We start from the raw sequence: 21,929 nt of genomic DNA on the forward strand, positions 1-21,929 counted from the left end.
TCCTGGGCAGGCACGGCGGCTCACGCCGCACCGGGTCATGGCCGATGGTCCAGATCCCGGTAGAAGCGGAAGGCATCCTCGAATTTCCCCTGGGCGTAGGTGCCCACATCGGCGCAGTAGGCCTCATAGGCCGCCAGAAGGCGCTCCGCCTCCGGCGTCAGCACCGCGCCGCCGCCGTGGGCACCTCCGATGGTGGAGGAGAGCAGCTTGCACCCAAACACTGTCTCAGCTGTGCGGATGATACGCCACGCCTTGGAGTAGGCCATTTCCATAGAGGCGGCTCCGGCCCGGAGGGAGTGGTGCTCCCGCACCCGCTGCAGCAGGGTGGCGATGCCGGGGCCGAAGCAGCGCTGGTCATCGTCGCTGTAAATCCGCAGCGTCACTTTCAAATGGAGCTCATTCTGTGCCATAGGGCGCCTCCTCTGTTTCTGTCCCAATCCCCCGCCGGGACCGTCCGGACACCCATCCGGGGCCCGACCTGCCGGGCGAGACCCCAATAGGCTGAGGACAGGGGTGCCGGGGTCCCGGACGGGAGATCATGTCCCTCCGAAGCGATATTCTGCTTCTATCATATCACAGGATTTGCGGTTTGCAAACCTGGAAAAATGTGATACAATCCAATGCAGGGGAGTGACCCGCTCTGTGCGGGAAGGAGGAACTATTATGGAGAAAATCAGACTGGGCCGTACCGGCCTGCTGGTGACCAAGACGGCGTTCGGTGCCCTGCCCATCCAGCGGATTTCCAAGGCGGATGCAGTGAAGCTGGTCCGCCGGGCCTGTGAGGCGGGAATCAACTATTTCGACACCGCGAATATGTACACTGACAGCGAGGAAAAACTGGGAGAGGCCCTCCACGACGTGCGGCAGAACGTGGTGATTTCCACCAAGAGCGGCGGAGGAGACAAAAAGACGGTCCAGGCCCACATTGAGCAGAGCCTCCGCAGCCTGCGGACGGATTACATCGACCTGTTCCAGTTCCACAATCCGGCGGTGCTGCCGGATATCCATGACCCGGACGGGCCCTTTGCCGCCGCACTGGAGGCCAAGCAGAAGGGCTACATCCGCCACATCGGCATCACCAACCATCGGCTGAAGGTGGCCCACGAGGCCATTGAGTCCGGCAATTTTGAGACGCTGCAGTTCCCCTTCTGCTATCTGGCCACGGAGAAGGACCTGGAGCTGGTGGAGCTGTGCCGGGAGCACGACATGGGCTTCATCGCCATGAAGGGCCTCTCCGGCGGCCTGCTGAACAATGCGGAGGCCTGCTACGCCTTTATGCAGGAGCATCCAGACGTGGTGCCCATCTGGGGCATCCAGCATGAGTGGGAGCTGGACCAGTGGCTGGAGCTGACGGAGCGGAATCCCCGCATGACGCCGGAGCTCCAGGCGGTGATCGACCACGACCGGACGGAGCTGTCGGGGGACTTCTGCCGCTCCTGCGGCTACTGCCTGCCCTGCGCCGCCGGCATCGATATCCCCCAGGCGGCCCGGATGGCCCAGCTGCTGCGGCGGGCACCCTACAAGCCCTATCTGAGCGACGAGTGGCGGGAGAAGATGCACCAGATCAAAAACTGCATCCACTGCAACGCCTGCAAGTCCCGCTGTCCCTATGGGCTGGACACCCCGGCCCTGCTGCAGAAGCAGCTGGCGGACTACGACGCGTTTTACGCCGCCCATCACAACGACTGAAAAGGAGAACCCCAGATGCTCTTCCGCAATGAGGAGTCCAGCCTGAGGCTGGATATCGTGAACTATGAATTTCCGCCGGACGGCGGCGACCCCACCAGTGACGACCGGAACTGGCTGGTGCTCCGGGCCACCTGGAACAAGGAGGACGGAGACGTGGTGAAGGATTCCAACAGCTGCCTGCTGACCCACGAGCTCCAGAGCATGAGCGCCGGGCTGAAAGTGCTGAAGGCTGGAATCCGGGATGTGTACGTCAGTGACTTTCAGGAGAACTTTTATTTCTCCGTCGGCGCCCGGGCATTGGGAGACGGGACCTTTGAAGTGGTGGTGTCCTTCTATCTGCCCAACACCATGGACGGGGACGACACCGCTGAGATCACCTGCACCATGGACCAGAAGGAGATGGAGGCGCTGATCGGCGAACTGGACCGGCTCTGCGAAAAATTCCCGGATCGGACCTGAAAAACCCCGGAGCCCCGGTTGGAAAGAAGGTGAACAGGCTTGAACTATAAGACGAGCTATTGGCTGATGCGGATATTGGGCATCGGCGGCATTCTGGTGATGCTGATCGGCGGGATCACCGGCAGAACCGTCATCGGCGTGCTGGGCATCATCTGTGTGCTGGTTGGGACGCTTCAGATGAATTTCTTCTACCACTGCCCCCACTGCAAGCGGGATCTGCCCAAGCGGACCCTGCCCAAAACCTGCCCCTATTGCAAGAAGCCCCTGGACTGAACGGAGGGCGGCCATGGACTACAAGAAGAGTTATACGCTGCTGTGGGTGGGGCTGATTGCCGGATTCGTCCTGATGCTCATCGGCGTGTTTCTGGAGATTGGATGGCTGCTGTGGCCGGGAGCAGTGGTTGTTATGGCGGATGTTCTCCAGACGCTGCTGTTCTTCCGGTGTCCGTACTGCGGCGGACACTGGGATCCCCGGGGCGGCATTCCCCACTACTGCCCGGAGTGTGGGGAGTACATTCGGTAAAAATCCTGTCATACTGGCAAAACAAGGCCGCTCTGCGTTTGCAGAGCGGCCTTGCGGTTGTGTCGAACAAGCGGCAGCTCGTTCGACAAGATCAGGGCGCCGCTTCCGCGGCACCCTGATCCGGCTTTTCGTTTTTTACTTACTCCGCCTTGGGGCCGGCGGCTACCAGGGCCTTGCCCGCCTCGTTGGCGGCATACTTGGAGAAGTTCTTCACAAAGCGAGAGGCCAGATCCTTGGCTTTGGTATCCCACTCGCCGGCGTCCGCGTAGGTGTCCCGGGGGTCCAGGATGGCGGGGTCCACACCGGGAAGAGCGGTGGGCACCTCAAAGTTGAAGTAGGGGATGGTCTTGGTGGGAGCAGTCAGAATAGAGCCGTCCAGAATGGCGTCGATAATGCCGCGGGTATCCTTGATGGAGATGCGCCTGCCGGTGCCGTTCCAGCCGGTGTTCACCAAGTAGGCCTTGGCACCGGACTTCTGCATCTTCTTTACCAGCTCCTCGCCATACTTGGTGGGATGCAGCTCCAGGAAGGCCTGGCCGAAGCAGGCGGAGAAGGTGGGAGTGGGCTCGGTGATGCCCCGCTCGGTGCCGGCCAGCTTGGAGGTGAAGCCGGACAGGAAGTAGTACTGGGTCTGCTCCGGGGTCAGGATGGAAACAGGGGGCAGCACGCCAAAGGCGTCGGCGGACAGGAAGATCACATTCTTGGCGTCGGGTCCGGCGGACACGGGTCGCACGATCTTCTCGATGTGGTCGATGGGATAGGAAACGCGGGTGTTCTCAGTGACGGAGTCGTCGGCGAAGTCGCAGTGGCCGTTCTCGTCCACAGTCACGTTCTCCAGCAGGGCGTTGCGCTTGATGGCGTTGTAGATGTCGGGCTCGGCGTCCTTGTCCAGGTTGATGACCTTGGCGTAGCAGCCGCCCTCAAAGTTGAATACGCCGTTGTCATCCCAGCCGTGCTCATCGTCGCCGATGAGCAGGCGTTTGGGGTCGGTGGACAGGGTGGTCTTGCCGGTGCCGGACAGGCCGAAGAACAGGGCGGTGTTCTCGCCGTTCATATCAGTATTGGCGGAGCAGTGCATGGAGGCCATACCCTTCAGGGGCAGGTAGTAGTTCATCATGGAGAACATGCCCTTCTTCATCTCGCCGCCGTACCAGGTGTTCAGGATGACCTGCTCCCGGGAGGTGAGGTTGAAGATGGCGGCGGTCTCGGAATTCAGGCCCAGCTCCTGATAGTTCTCCACCTTGGCCTTGGCGGCGTTGTAGGAGATGAAGTCAGGCTCGAAGTTCTCCAGTTCCTCAGCAGTGGGCTGGATGAACATATTCTTGACGAAGTGGGCCTGCCATGCCACCTCCATGATGAAGCGGATGGCCATGCGGGAGTCGTGGTTGGCGCCGCAGAACACATCCATCACAAACAAGCGCTTGTTGGACAGCTGCTCCTGCGCCAGCTTCTTGCAGGCATCCCAAGCCTCCTGAGAGGCGGGCTTGTTGTCGTTTTTGAACTCGTCGGAGGTCCACCACACGGTATCCCTGGAGGTGTCGTCCATCACAATGAACTTGTCCTTGGGGGAGCGGCCGGTGTAGATGCCGGTCATGACGTTGACGGCCCCCAGGTCGGTGACCTGTCCCCTGTCATAGCCCTCCAGGCCGGCCTTGGTCTCCTCCTCAAACAGGAACTCATAGGAGGGATTGCGGATAATTTCCGTGGTACCAGTAATACCATATTTACTCAGATCAATGGTTGCCATTTGAATGACCTCGTTTCTGAATAATCTTCCAGCCGGCGCGGCGGAGGGGCATTTTTCGTATCAATATCATACACGGTGCGGGAGATAAAGTCAATCTCCATCCGCCTCCCGCCCCAGCGCGGCGGAGAGGGCCGCGAAGTCCTCAAGCGTCAGCTGTTCCCCCCGGACGGCGGCAGGCAGGCCCATATCGGCGATGGCCTGTTGGATGGATTCCTTGGGAATCCCCGGCAGGGCGGCGGAGAGGCTGTTGGCCAGGGTCTTGCGCCGCAGCAGGAAGCCGCCCCGCATCACTTTGAAGAAAAAGCTCTCGTCCGCTACATCCACGGCGGGCCGCTCCCGCCGGACGCAGCGGATCACGGCGGAGGTCACCTTGGGAGCGGGGAGAAACTTCTCCGGCGGCACGTCGAACAGCAGCTCCGGCTTCATGTAGTACTGGAGGAACAGGGAGAAGGAGCCGCCCTCAGAGGAGCCCTGTGGGGCGCACAGCCGCCGGGCTACCTCCCGCTGGATCATCACCGTGAAGGCAGTAAAGCAGGGGGACTCCACCAGCTTTTCCAGAATGGGAGAGGTGACGTTATAGGGCAGGTTGGCGCAGACTATAGGCGTGAGGCCCTGGAACTTCTCTGCCGCGATGGCCGTGAGGTCCAGTTTCAGCACGTCCCCCGGCACGACCTCCACATTCGGATAGGGGGCCATGGTCTCCGCCAGCACCGGCAGCAGGGCCCGGTCCAGCTCCACGGCCACCACCTTCCCGGCCCGCTGGGCCAACTCCGCCGTCAGGGGGCCGATGCCCGGGCCGATCTCCAGCACGCCGCAGCCTGCGTCCGCGCCGGAGGCCTCCGCGATCCGGCGGGGCACCTCCGGATCGATCAAAAAGTTCTGTCCCATGGATTTGGAGAAATGGAACCCATGCCGGGCCAGCAGGTCCCGGATGGTGTTGTAGTCACAGAGATTCATACCTGATCCCGCCTTTCTTCAGCAGTATATCAAATTTTTGCGGGTCTGCCAACCCCATCCCAGCGAGGGAATGGTCCTTGCAAAATACCGCCTGATCCGGTAAACTGGTGGCATCAAAAAATCCCCAGGAGGGATGCAGATGCGATTCATTTTTCTGGACCTGGACGACACCATTCTGGACTTCCACCGGGCGGAGCGGCAGGCGCTCTCCCAGACCCTGCGGCACTTTCATGTAGACCCCACGGACGCCGTTCTGGACCGTTATCACGTCCTGAACCGCCGACAGTGGGAGTTGCTGGAAGAGGGGAAGCTGACCCGGCCCCAGGTGTTGGTCCGGCGGTTCCAGCTGCTGTTTGATGAGCTGGGGATCCGTGCTGCTCCGCAGGAGGTCTGCCAGCTTTATGAGGAACAACTGGCCCAGGGCCACTTCTTCGTGCCCGGCGCCCAGGAACTGCTGGAGGCCCTGCACACAAGATATGAGCTGTATCTGGCCACCAACGGCACTCCCGAGGTCCAGAACAGCCGGATCGAGAGCGCAGGCATCGCCCGCTATTTCCAAAACATCTTCATCTCCGAACAGATGGGGGCCTATAAGCCCAGCCCGGCCTTCTTCCACGCCTGCTTTGCGGCGATCCCGGACTTTGATGCGGCGGAGGCCATGATGGTGGGGGACAGCCTGACCTCCGACATCCGGGGCGCCCGGAACGTCGGCCTGCGGTCTTGCTGGTACAATCCCCAGTACCTGCCGCCCCGGCCGGACATCCCGGCGGATTATACCATCGGGGCCCTGCCGGAGCTTCCGCCCCTGCTGGAGCGGCTGTGAGCGCGATTGAAAAGAGGTCCCCCGCCAAAAGCGGGGGACCTCTTTTCAGAATGTGCCTCTGCGGGCAGTTTCATCACTCCAGGATATAGACATTGCACGTCCGCCGTCCGAAGTTGATGCACTGCTGATAGGTGTCGTAGTACAGGTCCACGATATTTCCCCGCACGCCGGTATCCGCCGCCACGGCGGTGCCGTAGACCACGGAGCCGTCGGCCGCCACGATATACATCTTAGTGCCCAGGGGGATAACGTTCTTGTCCACAGCCACGGTGCCCACCTTGACCAGAGTGCCGGTGGCGGTGGTGTAGTCAGCGCCGCCGTGGCCCGCGGTGTAAGCGGTGGCGGTCATGGACTTCACGCCGGAGAAGTTCAGAGTGGTGCCGTCTGTCAGGGTCAGGATGCCGCTGCCGTCGGTGTTTTTAGAGACGCTGGCGACGCCCGCCCTGGTGGAGGCGACGGCGGTGCCGTACTCCACGACTTCATTCACGGCGGTGCTCTCCAGCTCCTCCACAAACTGGCGGGAGATCTCCTCGCCGCCGGACCAGACCACCTCGTAGATGGAGGTGCGGACGCCGTCGGCGCCCTCCTGGACCACCTTCTCCGTGCCCTTGGGCAGGGAGGGATTAGCCACCCGCACTGTCTCGTAGGTGGCGGGCTCCTCCACCTGGTCGTAATAGGTCAGCTCGGAGGCAATGGTCAGCTCGGCGCTGTCTTCGTCCAGATCCACGGCTACCATCTCCAGGGGACTGGGGGTGATGTGGAGCCGTTCCAGCAGCTCTGCCACAGTCTCGCTGCGGGCCTTGGCGGTGACGGTGCTGCCGTCGTGCGTGACCGTGACCTCCTGTCCGGCGGTCAGGGCCATGTCATAGCCACTCTGGCCGCTGGAGAGGTACACCAGCTGAGAGGACATCTCGCCCTCCCGGACTTCCTCCTCGTTCAGCACGATGGCGGCGTCCTCCGGACCGGTGAGAATATACACGGCGTTTGCGTGATCGGTGACGATCCAGCTGGTGCAGACAACGGCGGCCAGCACAAAGAGCTGCAGACCAAACCGGGCCTTGAGGCTGTGCAGCTTTTTCTCAAAAGCATGTGTGTTCAAAATCAGATACCTCCTCAGAAAAGGTCTTCCATGCCAGTCTTCCCTGGTTTTGGAAGGTCTATACCTCGGTGTTTTCCTGAATGAAAACAACTTGTAACTTTTGTTACCGATTGGAAAACTGGGGCTAGTATACACCGGCTTCCCACTTTTGTCAAGTTTTTGTGGGGGTTACGGTGTTATGTCTCCCACTTTGCAGAAAAACAACGCGGTCGAGCTGTGCAAAAGTCTGGAGAAAAAATAAAAAAAGTAACAAATTGGTGACATAAAACCGACGCAAAAAAACAGACCCCGCGCCTGTCTGTTCAGACGCGGGACCTGTTGGGGAACCCCCTCTGTTTTCAAGGGATTCAGCGGACCTCCGGCGTGAAGCCCAGATCCTCCAGCTCGCTGACGGCTGTCTTGACGCAGTTGTCACAGCCGTCGATGGTGACAGTCTTGGTGTCCAGAGAGACGGAGAACTTCAGCTCCGCGGCGGTGAGGGCGTTGGTGATGCGCTTGACGCAGTTCTCACACATCATATCAGGGACAGAAATCGTAGTCATATTGAGTGCTCCTTTTCATTTCATCAGTTTTTGAATGGTGACCAGAAGGTCGTCCACGACCTCCAGATGTCCGTTTTGGATGTCCTGCACCACGCAGGAGTGAATATGGTTGCTGAGCAGCTCCCGGGAAAAGGCGTTCAGCGCCGACTGGATGGCGGAGACCTGGGTGAGGATGTCCGTGCAGTAGCACTCTTTTTCCACCATGCCCCGGACGCCTCGGACCTGGCCTTCGATCCGGTTCAGCCGCCGGATCAGGGAGTCGTACTCCGGGGCCTCCCGGTGCTTGTGGCGGCAGGGACAGCCTGCCGCTGTCTCCTCCGCCGGTGCCTCGGCGGCGGGGACTGCCTGCAAAGTCTGATCTTCCATATAGAATACTCCTTTTTCCCGTTTCCCGTCAAATCACAGTTTGGCCCGGCCCAGCCGCAATGCGTTGCCTACCACGCAGACGGAGCTGAGGCTCATGGCCGCCCCCGCGAACATGGGGGACAGCAGAGGGCCGCCGAAGGCGAACAGCAGGCCCGCCGCGATGGGGATACCGATGGTGTTGTAGCAGAAGGCCCAGAAGAGATTCTGCTTGATGTCCCGCAGGGTCAGCCGGGAGAGCCGGATGGCCCGGGGCACATCCTGCAGGTCCGAGCGCATCAGCACAATGTCCGCGGACTCGATGGCGATGTCGCTGCCGCTGCCGATGGCGCAGCCCACGGTGGCGGCGGTGAGGGCCGGGGCGTCGTTGATGCCGTCGCCCACCATCATCACCTTGCGGCCCTGAGACTGGAGCCGCTCCACCACGCCGGCCTTCTCCTCTGGCAGCACCTCGGCGATGACTTCGTCCACACCCACCAGGGAACCGATGTGCTCCGCCGCCGCCCGGTTGTCGCCGGTCAGCAGCACGGTCCGGATGCCCTGCCCGCGCATTTTCTGGATGGCGGCGGCGCTGGTCTCTTTCACCGGATCGGCCACAGAGATCAGGCCCAGCAGGGTGCCGCCCCTGGCGAAGTACATGGGGGTCTGGCCCTGGGCGGAGAGGCGCTCCGCATCAGATGCCAGAGAGGAGACGTCCACGCCGTGCTCCTCCAGCAATCGGCGGTTGCCGGCCAGAACGGTCTCGCCGCCCAGCACGGCCTTCAGGCCCCGGCCAGACAGGTTCTCAAAGCTCTCCGGCCGGGCGGTGCCGCCGTAGCCATGCTCTTGGGCGTAGGCGGTGATGGCGGTTGCCAGGGGATGGGCGGACACCGCCTCCACCGCCGCCGCGGCGGACAGCAGGTCGGATGCCTCACACCGATGGGGTAGGACCTCCGTCACGGCGGGGGTGCCCTCGGTGACGGTGCCGGTCTTGTCCAGCACCACCGTGTCCACGCTGTGGGTGATCTCCAGAATCTCGCCGGAGCGGATCAGGATACCATGCTTGGCCCCCAGGCCCGTGCCTACCATGATGGCGGTGGGAGTTGCCAACCCCAGGGCACAGGGGCAGGCGATGACCAGCACCGATGTGAACACCCGCAGCACAAAGGAGAAGGGCTGCCCGGCGATGGCCCAGATGACGGCGGCCAGCAGCGCGATGCCCATGACCACCGGCACGAACACACCGGCCACTTTGTCGGCGGTCTTGGAGATCGGGGCTTTCCGGCCCTGGGCGTCCTCCACGAACCGGATGATGCGGGAGAGGGTGGAGTCGTCGCCGGTACGGGTCACCTGGACGTACAGCACGCCGTTCTCATTGACGCTGCCGCCGATGACCTCGCTGCCCACGGCCTTCTCCACCGGCAGGCTCTCGCCGGTGAGCATGGCCTCATTGACGCTGCTCTCGCCCTGGGTGACGGTGCCGTCCGCCGGGACCCGGGCGCCGGGCTTCACCAGCACCACGTCGCCCACCTTCAGTTGGCTGGTGGGCACCTCCCGGCCCGTGTCCGCCAGGATGGCGGTATCCGGGGACAGCTGCATCAGGGCGGTGATGGCGCCTTTGGTCTTCTGCATATTCCGGCTCTCTAGGAACTTGCCCAGGGACACCAGAGTCAGCACCACGGCGGCGGACTCATAATAGAGATTGTGGACGTAGCTGGGATCGTCGGAGATCAGAAAGGTCATCACCAGGCTGTACGCAAAGGAGCAGCCGGAGCCGATGGCCACCAGGGAGTCCATGTTGGGGTTGCCGTGGAAGAGGGACTTGAGGCCCCCTTGGAAGAAGTTCCGGCCGCAGTACAGCACCGGCACGGCCAGGATCAGCTGCAGCACCGCGAAATTCATGGGATGGGTGTGCATGGAGAAGAGGTCCGGCAGGGGCAGAGCTGGCAGCCCGAAGGGCAGCATCTGCCCCATGGACACATACAGCAGCACCGCGGAGAACACCGCCGCCGCGATCAGCTCGATCTTCCGCCGCTTCAGGGCGGCGGTCTCTGCATCCTCAGCATTCTGGACCGTGGCGGGGGCCGGGTGCTCCAGGTGCAGGGCGGCGCCGAAGCCTGCCTTCTCCACCTTGGCCACGATCTGCTCCTGGGTGCATTGACTTTCATCGTATGCAATGGTCATGATACCGGTGGTGAGATTCACCTCGCTGCGCGCCACGCCGGGCAGCTTCCGGGTGACCCGCTCCACGGACGCGCTGCACGCGGCGCAGTGCATCCCGGAGATGTCGTATTTTTCTTCTCGCATAGGAACCTCCAATCTGCCGGAGAGATACCCTCCGGGGGTATTCTTTCTGAGACCTACTATATACCCCTAGGGGGTATTTGTCAAGGGGGGAATTTTCGGCTGTGAAAAAATGCCGTGGAATCCGGAAAACCCCTTGACAACCGGGGGAACTATGGTATGATGAATATGAAATCTAACAAAAAATTTGTGAAACTAAAAAATTTTGTATGGTGAGGATTATGAGAGATTCGATCAAATGGGTCGCCAATCGGATGCCCAAGAGCGACGACCGGCAGCTTTCCATCATGTCCCTGGGGAACGTGGCCAAGGCTCGATTCTTCCACAGCAGCTTTCCCCAGTATTCCATCACGCCTCTGGCCCGGCTGGACGGCATGGCCAAGTACCTGGGCCTGGGTGGCCTGTTCGTGAAGGATGAGTCCTTCCGCTTCGGCCTCAACGCCTTCAAGGTGCTGGGCGGCTCCTTCGCCATGGCCCGGTACATCGCCAAGGAGATGGGCAGGGACGTCAGCGAGATGACCTACGACTACCTGACCAGCGAGGCATTCCGCCAGGAGTTCGGCCACGCCACCTTCTTCACCGCCACGGACGGCAACCACGGCCGGGGCGTGGCCTGGGCGGCTCACAAGCTGGGCCAGAAGGCAGTGGTCCACATGCCCAAGGGCTCCAGCCAGGCCCGGTATGAGAATATCGCCAAGGAGGGCGCCCAGGTCACCATCGAGGAAGTCAACTACGACGACTGCGTCCGCATGGCCGCGGCGGAGGCCGCCGAGACCAAGCACGGCGTGGTGGTGCAGGACACCGCCTGGGAGGGGTACGAGGAGATCCCCGCCTGGATCATGCAGGGCTACGGCACCATGGCCAACGAGGCGGCGGAGCAGCTGCGGCAGGTGGGGATCAACCGCCCCACTCACGTGTTCGTGCAGGCCGGTGTGGGTAGTTTGGCCGGAGCGGTGATCGGATATTTCACCAACCTGTTCCCCAACGATCCCCCCACCTTCGTGGTGATGGAGGCCCGGGCGGCGGACTGCCTGTACCAGGGCGCCCTGGCAGGGGATGGACAGCCGAGGATCGTGGAAGGCGATCTCAAGACCATCATGGCGGGCCTGGCCTGCGGAGAGCCCAACATCCTCTCCTGGGACATTCTGCGCAACCATGTCTCCGCCTTCGTCTCCTGCCCGGACTGGGTCAGCGCCCGGGGCATGCGGATGCTGGGCGTGCCGGTGAAGGGCGACCCCACGGTGATCTCCGGCGAATCCGGCGCGGTGGGCATGGGCCTGATCGCGGCCCTGATGGAGACGGACGAGTACCAGGACCTGCGGGAGGCCATCGGCCTGGACCGGTTCAGCCAGGTGCTGCTGTTCTCCACGGAGGGCAACACAGATCCCATGAAGTTCCGCAAGGTGCTGTGGGACGGCGAATATCCGACGGTGTAAAAAAGAATAAAAAAGAATCGGGGGAAGCATTGCTTCCCCCGGTTTGTTTTCGGTTTAGGCGGTTACGACCCTAGTATTGCTATAAAGTTTTTCGCTACCGGAACTATCTTTGGCATAAAGAACAACAGTCGCATAGTATTTAACACCGGAAGTTCCATAATATGTAATCATCCGATATGCGTCAGCAGTGTTTTTGTCAATCAAACCTGAGCTATATGTTTTTACATTCTCATAAGAACCATCAGATTGTTGTTCCCAAATATAAATTTTTTCAGCTCCGAGTTCTTGCATAATATCAGTGGCATTAATATCAAATTCGACAGCAACTCTGCCACCACCCAATGGGGTTGCCCATACATCTGTATAAGCAAAATAGTCACTGGCTCTTGTGGATGAAGCATGCGCCATAGGAATCATACTGAAAAGCAAGGCAATGGCAAAAAGAGAGGACAAAAGACGAAGAGACTTGTACTTCATTTAAAATTACTCCTCATAAATAGAATTTATGATTTTTTCTAAGTCGCTTTTTGACAAGTTTCCTTGGATGAAACATTCAATATTTTCATTTACCCAAGTGGCCAAAAGGTGACCATTATTATTCATTAAATAATGAGTTATATCAGAAACTTTGTATTCAACAATCTCCTCACTACTATCTTTTTGATATATTCCCGTATAGACATCCGGGACAGAATCGTAGATTTGGATTCTTACTGTAAAACGTTCCCCATTTACAGAGTATACCGCTTGGATCCGGTTGCCATCAGTTCGTTTTATCATACTAACAGCGCCTACTAACTTAGTATCATTAGGCGCCCAATTCGGCACGACCGGCAAATCCGTTTCCTCGGCTACTGCAAGTCGCAACTCCAGGTAAGGATCCTGCGGCACTTCCGCTTCCTCCTGCCCCGGCGTCACAAATCCAAAGGTCTCCGCGGTCCAGTCCGCGAACGCCTGGAGGATGTCGAACCCAAAGGCGGAGGCAGCGCCGCACAGAATCACAATGCACGCGGCCGTGATGACGGCTGCCCGCAGAATCCGGCGGCTTTTCTTTTTGGGGGAAGGGGAGGTGATTTGGTCAAGATGGGATGAGTCACGTTCCGGGAGGACCTCAGTCTCATAGGCAGAAGCCTGTCCTTGATAATTTTCCTTGAAATCCCGCCATGCGGCGTCCACGTCGGCCTCCGCCGCCGGGGGATTCGCATCCCGCTGCTTCATCACCTCCATAATCGCCATGATGTAGTCCACGTCCGGCTCACCGCCGTCCGCAGCCGTGAATTCCTGCTGGAGCAGAGCCTCCAGCTCTTCGGTGCGCATTTGTTCCAGGAAAGGATACGCCGTATTTCGATCTGATGGCATCTCCGGGAACCTCCTCTGTATCTATAATGACCGTTTCGGCCCCGCTTGTTCACAGGGGCGGCGAAAAAACTTTTAGTGCCGGTTCCACTGTTTGACGAACCGCTCCTTTGAACGCTTGACCCGCATGGCCAGGGCGGACTTCTTCAACCCCATCTCCCGCGCCAGCTCCTCGTAGGTGTACTTCTCCAGATAGAGCTTCCGCAGGATCTCGTACTCCTCCGGCGTGAGGATGCTGGTGATCTCCGCCCGCTGCTGGAAATCATCCTCTGGAGAAGCGGGCATCTCACCGGCGGCCCGGATCAGGTGCTTCCGCCAGAAGCGGTCCTCTTTCAGGAGCTCTAGGACCTTATAGCGCAGGACCCGGTACAGCCATCCCGTGGGCGAGGCGCTGCTCCAAAGATCTGCCTGATGCTCCCAAGCGAAGGCGAACAGCTCCTGCACCACCTCTTCCGCACGCCCGGCGACGGAGACGTACCAGCTTCCGCCAGTCCGCAGGGCGATCTCCGCACAGCGGAGCAGGTCCGGATACAGCTTCCGGTAGAGGGCTTCAAATCGCGGTTCATCAAAAGAATCGTTATGCGCCATAGGCGTCCCCCTTCTCTTTCTATCTATCGGGGTGCCGCGCCGCCGGAGCGGGCCGCGGTACGAATTTGATTCTAACACAAATTGCCGCAGGTTTACAACTTTTTTGCAAGCGCTCTCCGCAGCACGGGAAAAAGCCGCCGGAACCGCGAATGTGCGGCCCCGGCGGCCTGGATGGATCATCTGCGCTGCCCGGTCCTGGTCTGCTCCACGATGTCGTCCATGACCTCCCGGCTGACGGCGCCCTGGACGTAGCCGAAGACGTTGCCCTCCGTGTCGATCATGAATGTGGTGGGATAGGCGCTGATGCCGTACTGGTAGAAGAGCGTGCCCGTCTCGTCCATCACCACGGGATAGGTGTAGCCGTTTTCCTCCAGGAAGGCGGTGATGTCTTCGGCGCTGCCCTCCTGGCCGATATTGGGCCCGGCCACGCCCAGCACCACCAGCTCCCCGGCGTTCTCGTCCCAGTCCTCATACAGGGCCTGGATGTCCGGCATCTCCATCTTGCAGGGGCCGCACCAAGTAGCCCAGAAGTTCAGAAACACCGTCTTCCCCTGGTAGTCCGAGAGGGTGTGGGTCTGGCCGTACTGGTCCGTCAGAGTGAAGTCCGGAGCGGGGACCATGGGGATCTCCTGGCTGTCCGCCCCGCTGTGCTCCTCCTGAGAATCGCCGGAGGGGGCCGCCTCTTCGCCGCTGTTCCCGGCGGGCTCTTCCTGCACCGTGCCGGAGCCGGCAGCCAGATCTGCGGAGATGCCGCCGGTGGCGCCGGTGAGGGTCAGGATGCCCATGACGATCAGCAGCACCGCGCCGATCTTCACCGTGTAGCGCACCACATTCTGGTGGGACTTGAAGAAATCCAGCACCGTGCCGGTGAAGAGTCCCACTGCCAGGAAGGGCAGTACGAAGCCCAGGGTGTACACGCCGATCAGAAGAAATCCCGCAGCGGAGGACTCCGCGGAGGAGGCCATCAGCAGGACGCTGCTGAGGGTGGGGCCCACGCAGGGCGTCCAGGCGAAGCTGAAGGTGAAGCCCATCACCAGGGCCACCGCCGGGTTCATAGCCAGTTTGTTCAGATGGAAGGGGAGGCGGTGTTCCTGCTCCAGCAGCATGGTCCGCTTGCCCAGCCCCAGCTGGTACAGGCCGAACAGCAGGATGATGACGCCGCTGGCCCGGGCGAACCACACTTGGTAGTTGTGGAAGAACTCCCCCAGGGCGGTGAGGCCCAGCCCCAGCAGGAAGAAGGCGAAGCTGATGCCCACCACGAAAAAGAGGGTGTTGAGGAAGATCTTTCCCCGGGGATAGCGGCGGACGCCGTCCTCGCCCACCACAGCGGCGCCGCCGGCCAGATAGCTGACGTACAGCGGCACCAGCGGCAGCACGCAGGGGGAGAAGAAGCTCAGCGCGCCCTGCAGAAAGACAGTGACGGCGGATACGCTGGTCTCAATGGAAAAGCCCATGGGGACATCCTCCTGAATATGAAGTCATGGCGCCATCATACCGGGTTTTCCGGCCGCTGTAAAGAGGGATTTGCCACATCTTCCGGGAAACACGGAAGAATCCTCTTGACAGCGGGGAGCGGGGCGGTCAAGATAAAGAGTGGAAAACAAGACCGCAACGGGCGGCAGGGAGGCACTTTGCAATGGAAATGGTGGATTTGTACGACGAGAACCGGCTCCCTCTGGGCCGGACGGCGGAGCGTTACGCCCCCAAGGGGGAGGGAGAATACCGGGTGGTGGTCCATATCTGCGTGTTCGACAGCCGGGGCCGCCTGCTGATCCAGCAGCGGTCTCGGGAAAAGGCCGTCTGGCCGGAGGCATGGGATGTGTCTGCCGCCGGCGGCGTGGATGCCGGAGAGACCAGCCGCCAGGCGGCGGAGCGGGAGTTCCGGGAGGAGCTGGGCGTGGCCCTGGACCTGACGGGAGTGCGGCCCTCCTGCACCGTGAACTTCGACGGCGGCTTTGATGACTTCTTCCTGGTGGAGCGGGACCTTGGCCTGGAGGAGCTGACGCTCCAAAAGGAGGAGGTGGCCCGGGCCCGTTGGGCGGAGCTGCCGGAAATCCTGGACATGGTGGACCGGGGGGAGTTCATCGACTATCCCAAAAGCTTTCTGGCGTTTTTGTTCGACATGCGGGGGACTTTCGGCTTCTGCACCAAATGAAGCACCGTCCGGACCGGAGCTTCAGCGCTTTTGAGAAAACGGCCTTGACAAGGAATAATAAACATGGTATAAACGAAACATACTAATAGTATGTATTGGAAGGGGGGCCGGTATGGCCCGAAACAAGCACCCGGAGGAGACGGTGGAAAAGATCCTGGCGGTCTCCGCGAAGCTGTTTATGGAAAAGGGATATGAGCACACCACCCTTCAGGACATCATTGACAATCTGGGAGGACTGACCAAGGGGGCCATCTACCACCACTTCAAGGGCAAGGAGGAGATCCTCCTTGCCATCGCGGACCGGATGGGAGAGCAGACGGAGGCCTGGATGCGGACGGTCCGGGACGATCCCGGCCTGACCGGAGCGGAGAAGCTGCAGAAGATGTTCCGGGCATCCCTGGAGAACTCGGACCAGACGGACCTGTTCGTGCTGGCACCCAATATGCTGAAGAACCCCAAGCTGATGAGCATCCTGCTGGAGAGCATGATCGGGGAGGTCCTGCCCAACTACATGGAGCCCGTCTTGCGGGAGGCGGTGGCGGACGGCTCCATCCGGACGGACTACCCGGAGGAACTGGGGGAGCTGCTGCTTCTCCTGGCCAACGTGTGGCTGAATCCCATGATCTACCCTGCCACGCCGGAGAAGACCCGCCGCCGCATGGAGCTATACGACCAGATGCTGCGGAGCATGGGCCTGGACCTGCTGGATCAGGAGCTGTTGAATCAGTGGGAGCGATTTTGCCGCCTGTCCCAGGAACGGCTGTAAACAACAGAAGAAACTGCCCGACAGGGCAGCTTCTTTTTCACATAAATACATACCAACCAAATGTATGAAAAGGAGGAGCGTATGAGACAAACTGATCGGATCCTGCCCCAGGACCTGGCCGCCTGTCTGTGGCTGCTGGGTCTGGCCCTGCTGGCAGGAGAGAACGGGAGGAGGAATTGAGATGCGGGAAAAGCTGTTTCACCGGGACTTCACCTTGGTGGTGATTGGACAGATCATCTCCCTGCTGGGTAACGCCGTGCTGCGATTCGTCCTGCCGCTGTATCTGCTGGACGTCACCGGTTCCCGGAGCCTGTTCGGCCTGTGCTCCGCCGCGGCGTTCGTGCCCATGGTGGTGCTGACGCCCCTGGGCGGCGTGGTGGCGGACCGTCTCCATAAGCAGCGGATCATGGTGGTGTTGGACTTCTTCACCTGCGCCCTGGTGGCCCTGACGGCGCTGGCCTTGGGACATCTGCCCCTGGTGCCGGTGCTGGTGGCGGCCATGATGTTGCTGTATGGTATCTCCGGGGCATACCAGCCGGCGGTGCAGGCCAGCATGCCCCTGCTGTGCCCGCCGGACCGGCTGGTGGACGGTAACGCCGTCATCAACCAGGTCAGCGCCCTGTCCAGCCTGCTGGGACCGCTGCTGGGGAGCCTGGTTTACGGTGCCTTCGGCGTGACACCGGTCCTGGCGGGGGCCTCCGCCTGCTTTTTTGCTTCGGCGGTGATGGAACTGTTCATCCATATCCCCCATACGCCAAGACACACTGGAGCCAGCGTCTGGCAGACCGCCAGAGCGGATCTGGCGGAGAGCGGGACCTTCCTCCGGCAGGAACGGCCGGAGATCCTGAAGTACATCGCCCTGGTCAGCGCCTTCAACCTGCTGCTGAGCGCGCTGCTGGTGGTGAGTATGCCGGTGCTCATCAAACAGACCCTGGTGCTGGGGGACACCTGGTACGGCCTCAACCAGACCGCCATGGCGGCAGGGAGCCTGGCCGGGGGCCTGACAGCGGGACTGCTGGGTCCCCGGCTGACAGTCCGCCGGTCCTGGCTGACGCTGCTGGCCTGCGGGGGCTGCCTCATCCCCATGGGGCTCTGCCTGCTGGCAGGCGTGGGGGCTGTCGCGGCCTTTGCTGTGCTGACGGCTGCGGGCTTCGTTCTGATGGCTTGCGCCGCGCTGTTCACCGTGACCATGCTGGCCCACATTCAGGCTCAGACGCCGGCCACGCTGGTGGGGAAGGTGGTGTCTCTGCTGCTGACCGTCTCCCTATGCGCCCAGCCGGCGGGGCAGGCTCTCTACGGGGTCCTGTTGGAGCAGCTGGCCGGGGGCGAGGGCTGGGTGCTGCTGGGCGCGGCCTGCGGGGCCATGATCGTCGCTGTGGCGGCCCGGCGGGTGGCTTACTCTGCCGCCTCCGGCTCCAGCAGGTGCATGGCGGAGACCTCGTAGGCCACCCGTTCCTGGGCGGTGCCGTCCTCCAGGACCTTGCGGTAGGTCCGGCTCTGGACCCGGCCTTCCAGGCTGAGCGTGTCCCCCACCTGGAGCCGGGCCGCCTGGACCGCCAGCTGTCCCCAGGCGATCACCGGCAGATAGTCCGCCCGGCCGTACCGGCGGCTCACCGCCAGCATCAGGTCGCAGATGCTGCGGCCCAGAGGGGTGCGGCGGAAGATGGGGGGCTTGCACAGGGCGCCGGAGAGCAGAATGCGGTTGCAGGGCTCTCCGGACCCGGGTTCCATGGCTTGGGCATACACCGTCAGCACCAGCCGATTCCCAACGCCGGAGCGGTTGTTGAAGGACCGCAGCTGCCCCCGGACCCGGAGCGGGTCCTCCAGCCGCACCGCAGTCAGCAGGGCCTCCGGCACCAGCACCGGCAGCGTGTCCGGAGTGCCGGAGAGCCGGGGCACCTGCAGGGGAAAGCGATAAAACCGGGTGCCGTGGTTTTCATGGGAGAGTGCAGGCGCCTCCAGAGCAATCCCCTCCAGCAGCACCTCGTTGCGGGTCTGAGTCGTCATGTTGTCCACCTCTCGGTCGTGATGGTACACCTTATGAGAGCCGCGGCCGGGATAGACCTGAAAATCCCCGGCGGCGGAACAGGTCCTTGCCTCCGGGGCGGAATGCGTATATAATAAAGCCATGAATCCGGCGGCCCACCGCCGTTCCACAAGGAGGGGAAGCGATGAAAGCCATCGTTTACACATCCCAGACCGGGCACACCCAGCGGTATGCCCAGATGCTGGCGGAAAGGACCGGCGTGCCGGCATACAGCCTGAAGGAGGCCGGAAAGAGCTTGCGGCGGGGCGAGGAGATCTTCTACATGGGCTGGCTGATGGCCGGCACGGTGAAGGGCCTCCAGAGCGCCATGGACCGCTATACCATCCGGGGGGCAGCCATTGTGGGGGTCTCGCCTCAGGGGAACGGCGACCTCTGGACCGAGGCCCGGATCAACGGGGGATACAGCGACAGCGGCGGGCGGCTGTTCTATCTCCAGGGCGGCTACGCGCCGGAGAAGCTGGGCTTTTTCTATCGCATGATGATGAAGCCCATGGCCGGCTCCGTTGTCCGTCAGGTGCAGGCCCGGGGAGAGGCCGCCACGGACCAGGAGCGCCGGATGGCGGAGATCTTTCAGCACGGCGGCGACTTTGTCCGGGAGGAGGCGCTGGATGAGATCGTCCGCTGGTTCCGGGAGGGCCCCCACGACGGAGAGGTGAAAGCGGTCCCCAGCGTGGACATTTGAACCTGACGAAAAAGGCCCCGGCTGTCCAAAAGGACAGCCGGGGCCTTCTGCATACGTGAACAGCAGCGGAGGACTCAGACTCTGGCCACGCCGGAGGCGCGGGCGGCCTGCTCCACAGCGGAGGCCACCGCGTCCCGCACCCGTGGATCGAAGGCGGCGGGGATGATATAGTCGGCAGAGAGGTCGTCTCCCACCAGCTCCGCCAAGGCATGGGCGGCGGCGATCTTCATGGCGTCGTTGATGTCGCTGGCCCGGGCATCGAGGGCGCCCCGGAAGATGCCGGGGAAGGCCAGCACGTTGTTGATCTGGTTGGGATAGTCGCTGCGGCCGGTGGCCACCACCGCCGCACCGCCGGCCTTGGCGTCGTCGGGGAAGATCTCCGGCGTGGGGTTGGCGCAGGCGAAGATGACGGCTCCAGCGTTCATGGTCTGCACCATCTCCTTGGTCACGGCGCCGGGGGCGGACACGCCGATGAACACATCAGCCCCCGCCAGCACGTCCACCAGGGAGCCGGTCCGCTTCTCCGGATTCGTCACCTGGGCCATCTCCTCCTTGATCCAGTTCATGTCGTCGCTGCGGCCGGCGTAGATGGCGCCCTTCCGGTCACAGAGGGTCACGTCCCCTGCCCCGGCGGAGAGCAGCAGCTTCGTGATGGAGACGGCGGCGGCGCCGGCACCGTTGATGACGATTCGGACATCCTCCAGCCGCTTGCCCACCACTTTCAGGGCGTTGGTGAGCCCCGCCAGGGTGATGACGGCGGTGCCGTGCTGATCGTCGTGGAAGATGGGGATGTCGCACCGCTCCTTCAGCTTCCGCTCAATCTCAAAGCACCGGGGGGCGGCGATATCCTCCAGATTCACGCCGCCGAAGGACCCGGCCAGCAGGGCCACGGTGTTCACGATCTCGTCCACGTCGTGGCTGCGGACGCACAGGGGAATGGCGTCCACGCCGCCGAAGGCCTTGAACAGGACGCATTTGCCCTCCATGACGGGCATCCCCGCCTCCGGGCCGATGTCGCCCAGTCCCAGGACGGCGGAGCCGTCGGTGACCACCGCCACGGTGTTCCACCGGCGGGTCAGCTCGTAGCTCTTGCTGATGTCCTTCTGGATCTCCAGGCAGGGCTGGGCCACGCCGGGGGTGTAGGCCAGGGACAGCGCCTCCTTGCTGTCCACCTGGGCCCGGGGCGTCACCTCCAGCTTGCCCCTCCACTCGGAATGCAGGCGCAGGGATTCCTTTGCGTAATCCATGATCGGTACTCCTCTCCATAACGCTCAAAAGTTGTTTTTATTGTACGGGAAAAGCGGACGGTTGTCAATTTCCGGTGCCGGCGGGGCGGGGAAAATCCAGGCGGTCTCTTGCATTCCGGAAGCGCCTGTGGCAAAATAGATGGGACAGAAAAGGAGGCGGTTTCGTGAAGATTTCGACCAAGGGGCGGTACGCCCTGCGCCTGATGATCGATGTGGCGGTCCACGGCGGGGAGGAGTTCGTCTCCTTGAAGGATGTGGCCGCCCGGCAGGGCATTTCCATGAAGTATCTGGAGCAGATCGCGGGTCTGCTGGGAAAGGCGGGATTCCTCCGCAGCGGGCGTGGCGCCCTGGGGGGATATCGTCTGACGAAAGCGCCGGAGGAGTATACCCTGGGCAGTATCCTCCGGCTGACAGAGGGAAATCTGGCCCCGGTGGCCTGCCTGGAGACGGAGGAGAACGCCTGCGAGCGGTGCGGCGTCTGCCCGACCCTGGACTTCTGGACGGGCCTGTATGCGGCCGTGAACGAATATGTAGACCGCTTCACCCTGGCGGATCTGGTGCGGGAGGAATTGGAGAAACAGGGGAGAGCGTCCCGACCCTCCACAGACTGAATGGCAAAACGCCGGCCTCATATAGAGGCCGGCGTTTGTTTGAAAAGCAGGTCAGTCCGTCAGCCCGGCGCAGTCGGCGGGCCGTCCGGAGAGCATCTCCAGCCCGTGGGCGAGCGCGGGGAGGACGGCCTCCAGGTTTTCCCTGGCCGCCTTGGGAGAGCCGGGGAGATTCACGATGAGCGTCCCCTTCCGGATGCCCGCCGCGGCCCGGGACAGCATGGCCCGGTTCGTCACCTGCATGGAGGCGTAGCGCATGGCCTCCGGAATGCCGGGGGTCAGCCGGTCACACACGGCGAGGGTGGCCTCCGGCGTCACATCCCGGGGGGCGAAGCCGGTGCCTCCGGTGGTGACGATGAGATCCACCGGCTCCCGGTCGCACCACTGCCGCAGGGCAGCCTCGATCCGGCCCTTCTCGTCCGTGACAATGGCGGTCTCCGTCACCGCGTACCCGGCGTTTTTCAGAATTTCCACAACCAGAGGCCCGCCCGCGTCAGGGCGCTCTCCCCGGAAACTCCGGTCGCTGACGGTCAGGACAGCGGCTTTGAACATGGTAGAT

The 21,929-nt window shown here is 62.0% G+C and carries 25 protein-coding genes; 11 read left to right on the forward strand and 14 right to left on the reverse strand.

Going from position 1 to position 21,929, the window contains the following annotated elements; all coding sequences use genetic code 11:
* Window positions 1–35: 35 nt before the first annotated feature.
* The gene (locus tag DN611_RS04190; RefSeq protein ID WP_021749746.1) at window positions 36–410 is read right to left on the reverse strand and encodes a winged helix-turn-helix domain-containing protein; all 375 of its coding nucleotides are present in this window, start codon (window positions 408–410) and stop codon (window positions 36–38) included.
* A gap of 253 nt (window positions 411–663) precedes the next feature.
* Here DN611_RS04190 and DN611_RS04195 point away from each other — a divergent pair, with 253 nt between their 5' ends.
* Genes DN611_RS04195 through DN611_RS04210 form a run of 4 tightly spaced genes read left to right on the forward strand, consistent with a single transcriptional unit; the run spans window position 664 to window position 2,671 of the window.
* The gene (locus DN611_RS04195) at window positions 664–1,689 is read left to right on the forward strand and encodes an aldo/keto reductase (protein WP_119310717.1); all 1,026 of its coding nucleotides are present in this window, start codon (window positions 664–666) and stop codon (window positions 1,687–1,689) included.
* A 15-nt stretch (window positions 1,690–1,704) separates the two neighbouring features.
* Complete coding sequence (locus DN611_RS04200; protein WP_021749748.1) at window positions 1,705–2,148, forward strand: WapI family immunity protein; 444 nt, start codon at window positions 1,705–1,707, stop codon at window positions 2,146–2,148.
* A 39-nt stretch (window positions 2,149–2,187) separates the two neighbouring features.
* Window positions 2,188–2,421 (forward strand): hypothetical protein, encoded by a 234-nt coding sequence (locus DN611_RS04205; RefSeq protein WP_025545071.1) that lies wholly within the window; start codon window positions 2,188–2,190, stop codon window positions 2,419–2,421.
* A 13-nt stretch (window positions 2,422–2,434) separates the two neighbouring features.
* Window positions 2,435–2,671 (forward strand): hypothetical protein, encoded by a 237-nt coding sequence (locus DN611_RS04210; RefSeq protein WP_021749750.1) that lies wholly within the window; start codon window positions 2,435–2,437, stop codon window positions 2,669–2,671.
* Between the two features lie 139 nt (window positions 2,672–2,810).
* On the opposite strand, the gene pckA is transcribed toward DN611_RS04210, so the two are convergent.
* Together pckA and rsmA are read right to left on the reverse strand one after the other, a co-directional pair.
* Complete coding sequence (gene pckA, locus DN611_RS04215; protein ID WP_119310718.1) at window positions 2,811–4,418, reverse strand: phosphoenolpyruvate carboxykinase (ATP); 1,608 nt, start codon at window positions 4,416–4,418, stop codon at window positions 2,811–2,813.
* 90 nt (window positions 4,419–4,508) lie between these two features.
* Window positions 4,509–5,375 carry a 16S rRNA (adenine(1518)-N(6)/adenine(1519)-N(6))-dimethyltransferase RsmA gene (gene rsmA, locus DN611_RS04220; RefSeq protein ID WP_119310719.1) on the reverse strand — a complete coding sequence of 289 codons (867 nt, stop codon included), beginning with the start codon at window positions 5,373–5,375 and terminating at the stop codon, window positions 4,509–4,511.
* A 139-nt stretch (window positions 5,376–5,514) separates the two neighbouring features.
* On the opposite strand from rsmA, the gene DN611_RS04225 reads away from it, so the two are divergent.
* Entirely contained in the window at window positions 5,515–6,198 is a 684-nt protein-coding gene (locus tag DN611_RS04225; protein WP_119310720.1) for a YjjG family noncanonical pyrimidine nucleotidase, read from the forward strand.
* Window positions 6,199–6,271: 73 nt separating this feature from the next.
* Here DN611_RS04225 and DN611_RS04230 read toward each other — a convergent pair whose 3' ends face one another.
* The 4 genes from DN611_RS04230 to DN611_RS04245 form a co-directional block, all read right to left on the reverse strand.
* Complete coding sequence (locus tag DN611_RS04230; RefSeq protein ID WP_119310721.1) at window positions 6,272–7,297, reverse strand: G5 domain-containing protein; 1,026 nt, start codon at window positions 7,295–7,297, stop codon at window positions 6,272–6,274.
* A gap of 347 nt (window positions 7,298–7,644) precedes the next feature.
* On the reverse strand, window positions 7,645–7,839 hold the full coding sequence (locus DN611_RS04235; RefSeq protein ID WP_119310722.1) for a heavy-metal-associated domain-containing protein: 195 nt from the start codon (window positions 7,837–7,839) through the stop codon (window positions 7,645–7,647).
* A gap of 15 nt (window positions 7,840–7,854) precedes the next feature.
* A complete protein-coding gene (locus DN611_RS04240; protein ID WP_021749760.1) occupies window positions 7,855–8,205 on the reverse strand; it encodes a metal-sensing transcriptional repressor in 351 nt (116 codons plus the stop codon).
* Window positions 8,206–8,238: 33 nt separating this feature from the next.
* Window positions 8,239–10,488 carry a heavy metal translocating P-type ATPase gene (locus tag DN611_RS04245; protein ID WP_119310723.1) on the reverse strand — a complete coding sequence of 750 codons (2,250 nt, stop codon included), beginning with the start codon at window positions 10,486–10,488 and terminating at the stop codon, window positions 8,239–8,241.
* Between the two features lie 218 nt (window positions 10,489–10,706).
* On the opposite strand from DN611_RS04245, the gene dpaL reads away from it, so the two are divergent.
* Window positions 10,707–11,921 carry a diaminopropionate ammonia-lyase gene (gene dpaL / locus DN611_RS04250; RefSeq protein WP_119310724.1) on the forward strand — a complete coding sequence of 405 codons (1,215 nt, stop codon included), beginning with the start codon at window positions 10,707–10,709 and terminating at the stop codon, window positions 11,919–11,921.
* Window positions 11,922–11,975: 54 nt separating this feature from the next.
* On the opposite strand, the gene DN611_RS04255 is transcribed toward dpaL, so the two are convergent.
* From DN611_RS04255 to DN611_RS04270, 4 genes are all read right to left on the reverse strand, one after another.
* Complete coding sequence (locus tag DN611_RS04255) at window positions 11,976–12,398, reverse strand: hypothetical protein (RefSeq protein WP_119310725.1); 423 nt, start codon at window positions 12,396–12,398, stop codon at window positions 11,976–11,978.
* Window positions 12,399–12,404: 6 nt separating this feature from the next.
* On the reverse strand, window positions 12,405–13,280 hold the full coding sequence (locus DN611_RS04260) for a DUF4367 domain-containing protein (RefSeq protein ID WP_119310726.1): 876 nt from the start codon (window positions 13,278–13,280) through the stop codon (window positions 12,405–12,407).
* Between the two features lie 72 nt (window positions 13,281–13,352).
* Complete coding sequence (locus DN611_RS04265; protein WP_021749765.1) at window positions 13,353–13,865, reverse strand: RNA polymerase sigma factor; 513 nt, start codon at window positions 13,863–13,865, stop codon at window positions 13,353–13,355.
* Window positions 13,866–14,041: 176 nt separating this feature from the next.
* On the reverse strand, window positions 14,042–15,319 hold the full coding sequence (locus tag DN611_RS04270; RefSeq protein WP_025544764.1) for a redoxin domain-containing protein: 1,278 nt from the start codon (window positions 15,317–15,319) through the stop codon (window positions 14,042–14,044).
* A gap of 182 nt (window positions 15,320–15,501) precedes the next feature.
* On the opposite strand from DN611_RS04270, the gene DN611_RS04275 reads away from it, so the two are divergent.
* From DN611_RS04275 to DN611_RS04285, 3 genes are all read left to right on the forward strand, one after another.
* The gene (locus DN611_RS04275; protein WP_021749828.1) at window positions 15,502–16,020 is read left to right on the forward strand and encodes an NUDIX hydrolase; all 519 of its coding nucleotides are present in this window, start codon (window positions 15,502–15,504) and stop codon (window positions 16,018–16,020) included.
* Window positions 16,021–16,132: 112 nt separating this feature from the next.
* Window positions 16,133–16,786 (forward strand): TetR/AcrR family transcriptional regulator, encoded by a 654-nt coding sequence (locus tag DN611_RS04280; protein WP_119310728.1) that lies wholly within the window; start codon window positions 16,133–16,135, stop codon window positions 16,784–16,786.
* Between the two features lie 181 nt (window positions 16,787–16,967).
* Window positions 16,968–18,230 (forward strand): MFS transporter, encoded by a 1,263-nt coding sequence (locus DN611_RS04285; protein WP_119310729.1) that lies wholly within the window; start codon window positions 16,968–16,970, stop codon window positions 18,228–18,230.
* On the opposite strand, the gene DN611_RS04290 is transcribed toward DN611_RS04285, so the two are convergent.
* Window positions 18,182–18,793 (reverse strand): single-stranded DNA-binding protein, encoded by a 612-nt coding sequence (locus DN611_RS04290; RefSeq protein ID WP_025544843.1) that lies wholly within the window; start codon window positions 18,791–18,793, stop codon window positions 18,182–18,184. The two genes, DN611_RS04285 and DN611_RS04290, sit on opposite strands and share 49 nt — an antisense overlap.
* A 164-nt stretch (window positions 18,794–18,957) precedes the next feature.
* Between DN611_RS04290 and DN611_RS04295 the strand changes: the two genes are divergently transcribed.
* Window positions 18,958–19,515, forward strand: coding sequence for a hypothetical protein (locus tag DN611_RS04295; RefSeq protein ID WP_025544844.1), 558 nt, complete (start codon window positions 18,958–18,960; stop codon window positions 19,513–19,515).
* Window positions 19,516–19,589: 74 nt separating this feature from the next.
* Here the strand turns inward: DN611_RS04295 and DN611_RS04300 are convergent, their stop codons facing one another.
* Window positions 19,590–20,762 (reverse strand): NAD(P)-dependent malic enzyme, encoded by a 1,173-nt coding sequence (locus DN611_RS04300; RefSeq protein ID WP_119310730.1) that lies wholly within the window; start codon window positions 20,760–20,762, stop codon window positions 19,590–19,592.
* 164 nt (window positions 20,763–20,926) lie between these two features.
* Between DN611_RS04300 and DN611_RS04305 the strand changes: the two genes are divergently transcribed.
* Window positions 20,927–21,373: an RrF2 family transcriptional regulator gene (locus DN611_RS04305; protein ID WP_021749835.1), complete on the forward strand. Its 447-nt coding sequence runs from the start codon at window positions 20,927–20,929 to the stop codon at window positions 21,371–21,373.
* A gap of 51 nt (window positions 21,374–21,424) precedes the next feature.
* Here DN611_RS04305 and DN611_RS04310 read toward each other — a convergent pair whose 3' ends face one another.
* On the reverse strand, window positions 21,425–21,922 hold the full coding sequence (locus DN611_RS04310) for a MogA/MoaB family molybdenum cofactor biosynthesis protein (protein WP_119310731.1): 498 nt from the start codon (window positions 21,920–21,922) through the stop codon (window positions 21,425–21,427).
* Between the last annotated feature and the right edge of the window lie 7 nt (window positions 21,923–21,929).

Source organism: Oscillibacter sp. PEA192 (assembly GCF_003574015.1).
GTDB classification, from domain to species: domain Bacteria; phylum Bacillota; class Clostridia; order Oscillospirales; family Oscillospiraceae; genus Oscillibacter; species Oscillibacter welbionis.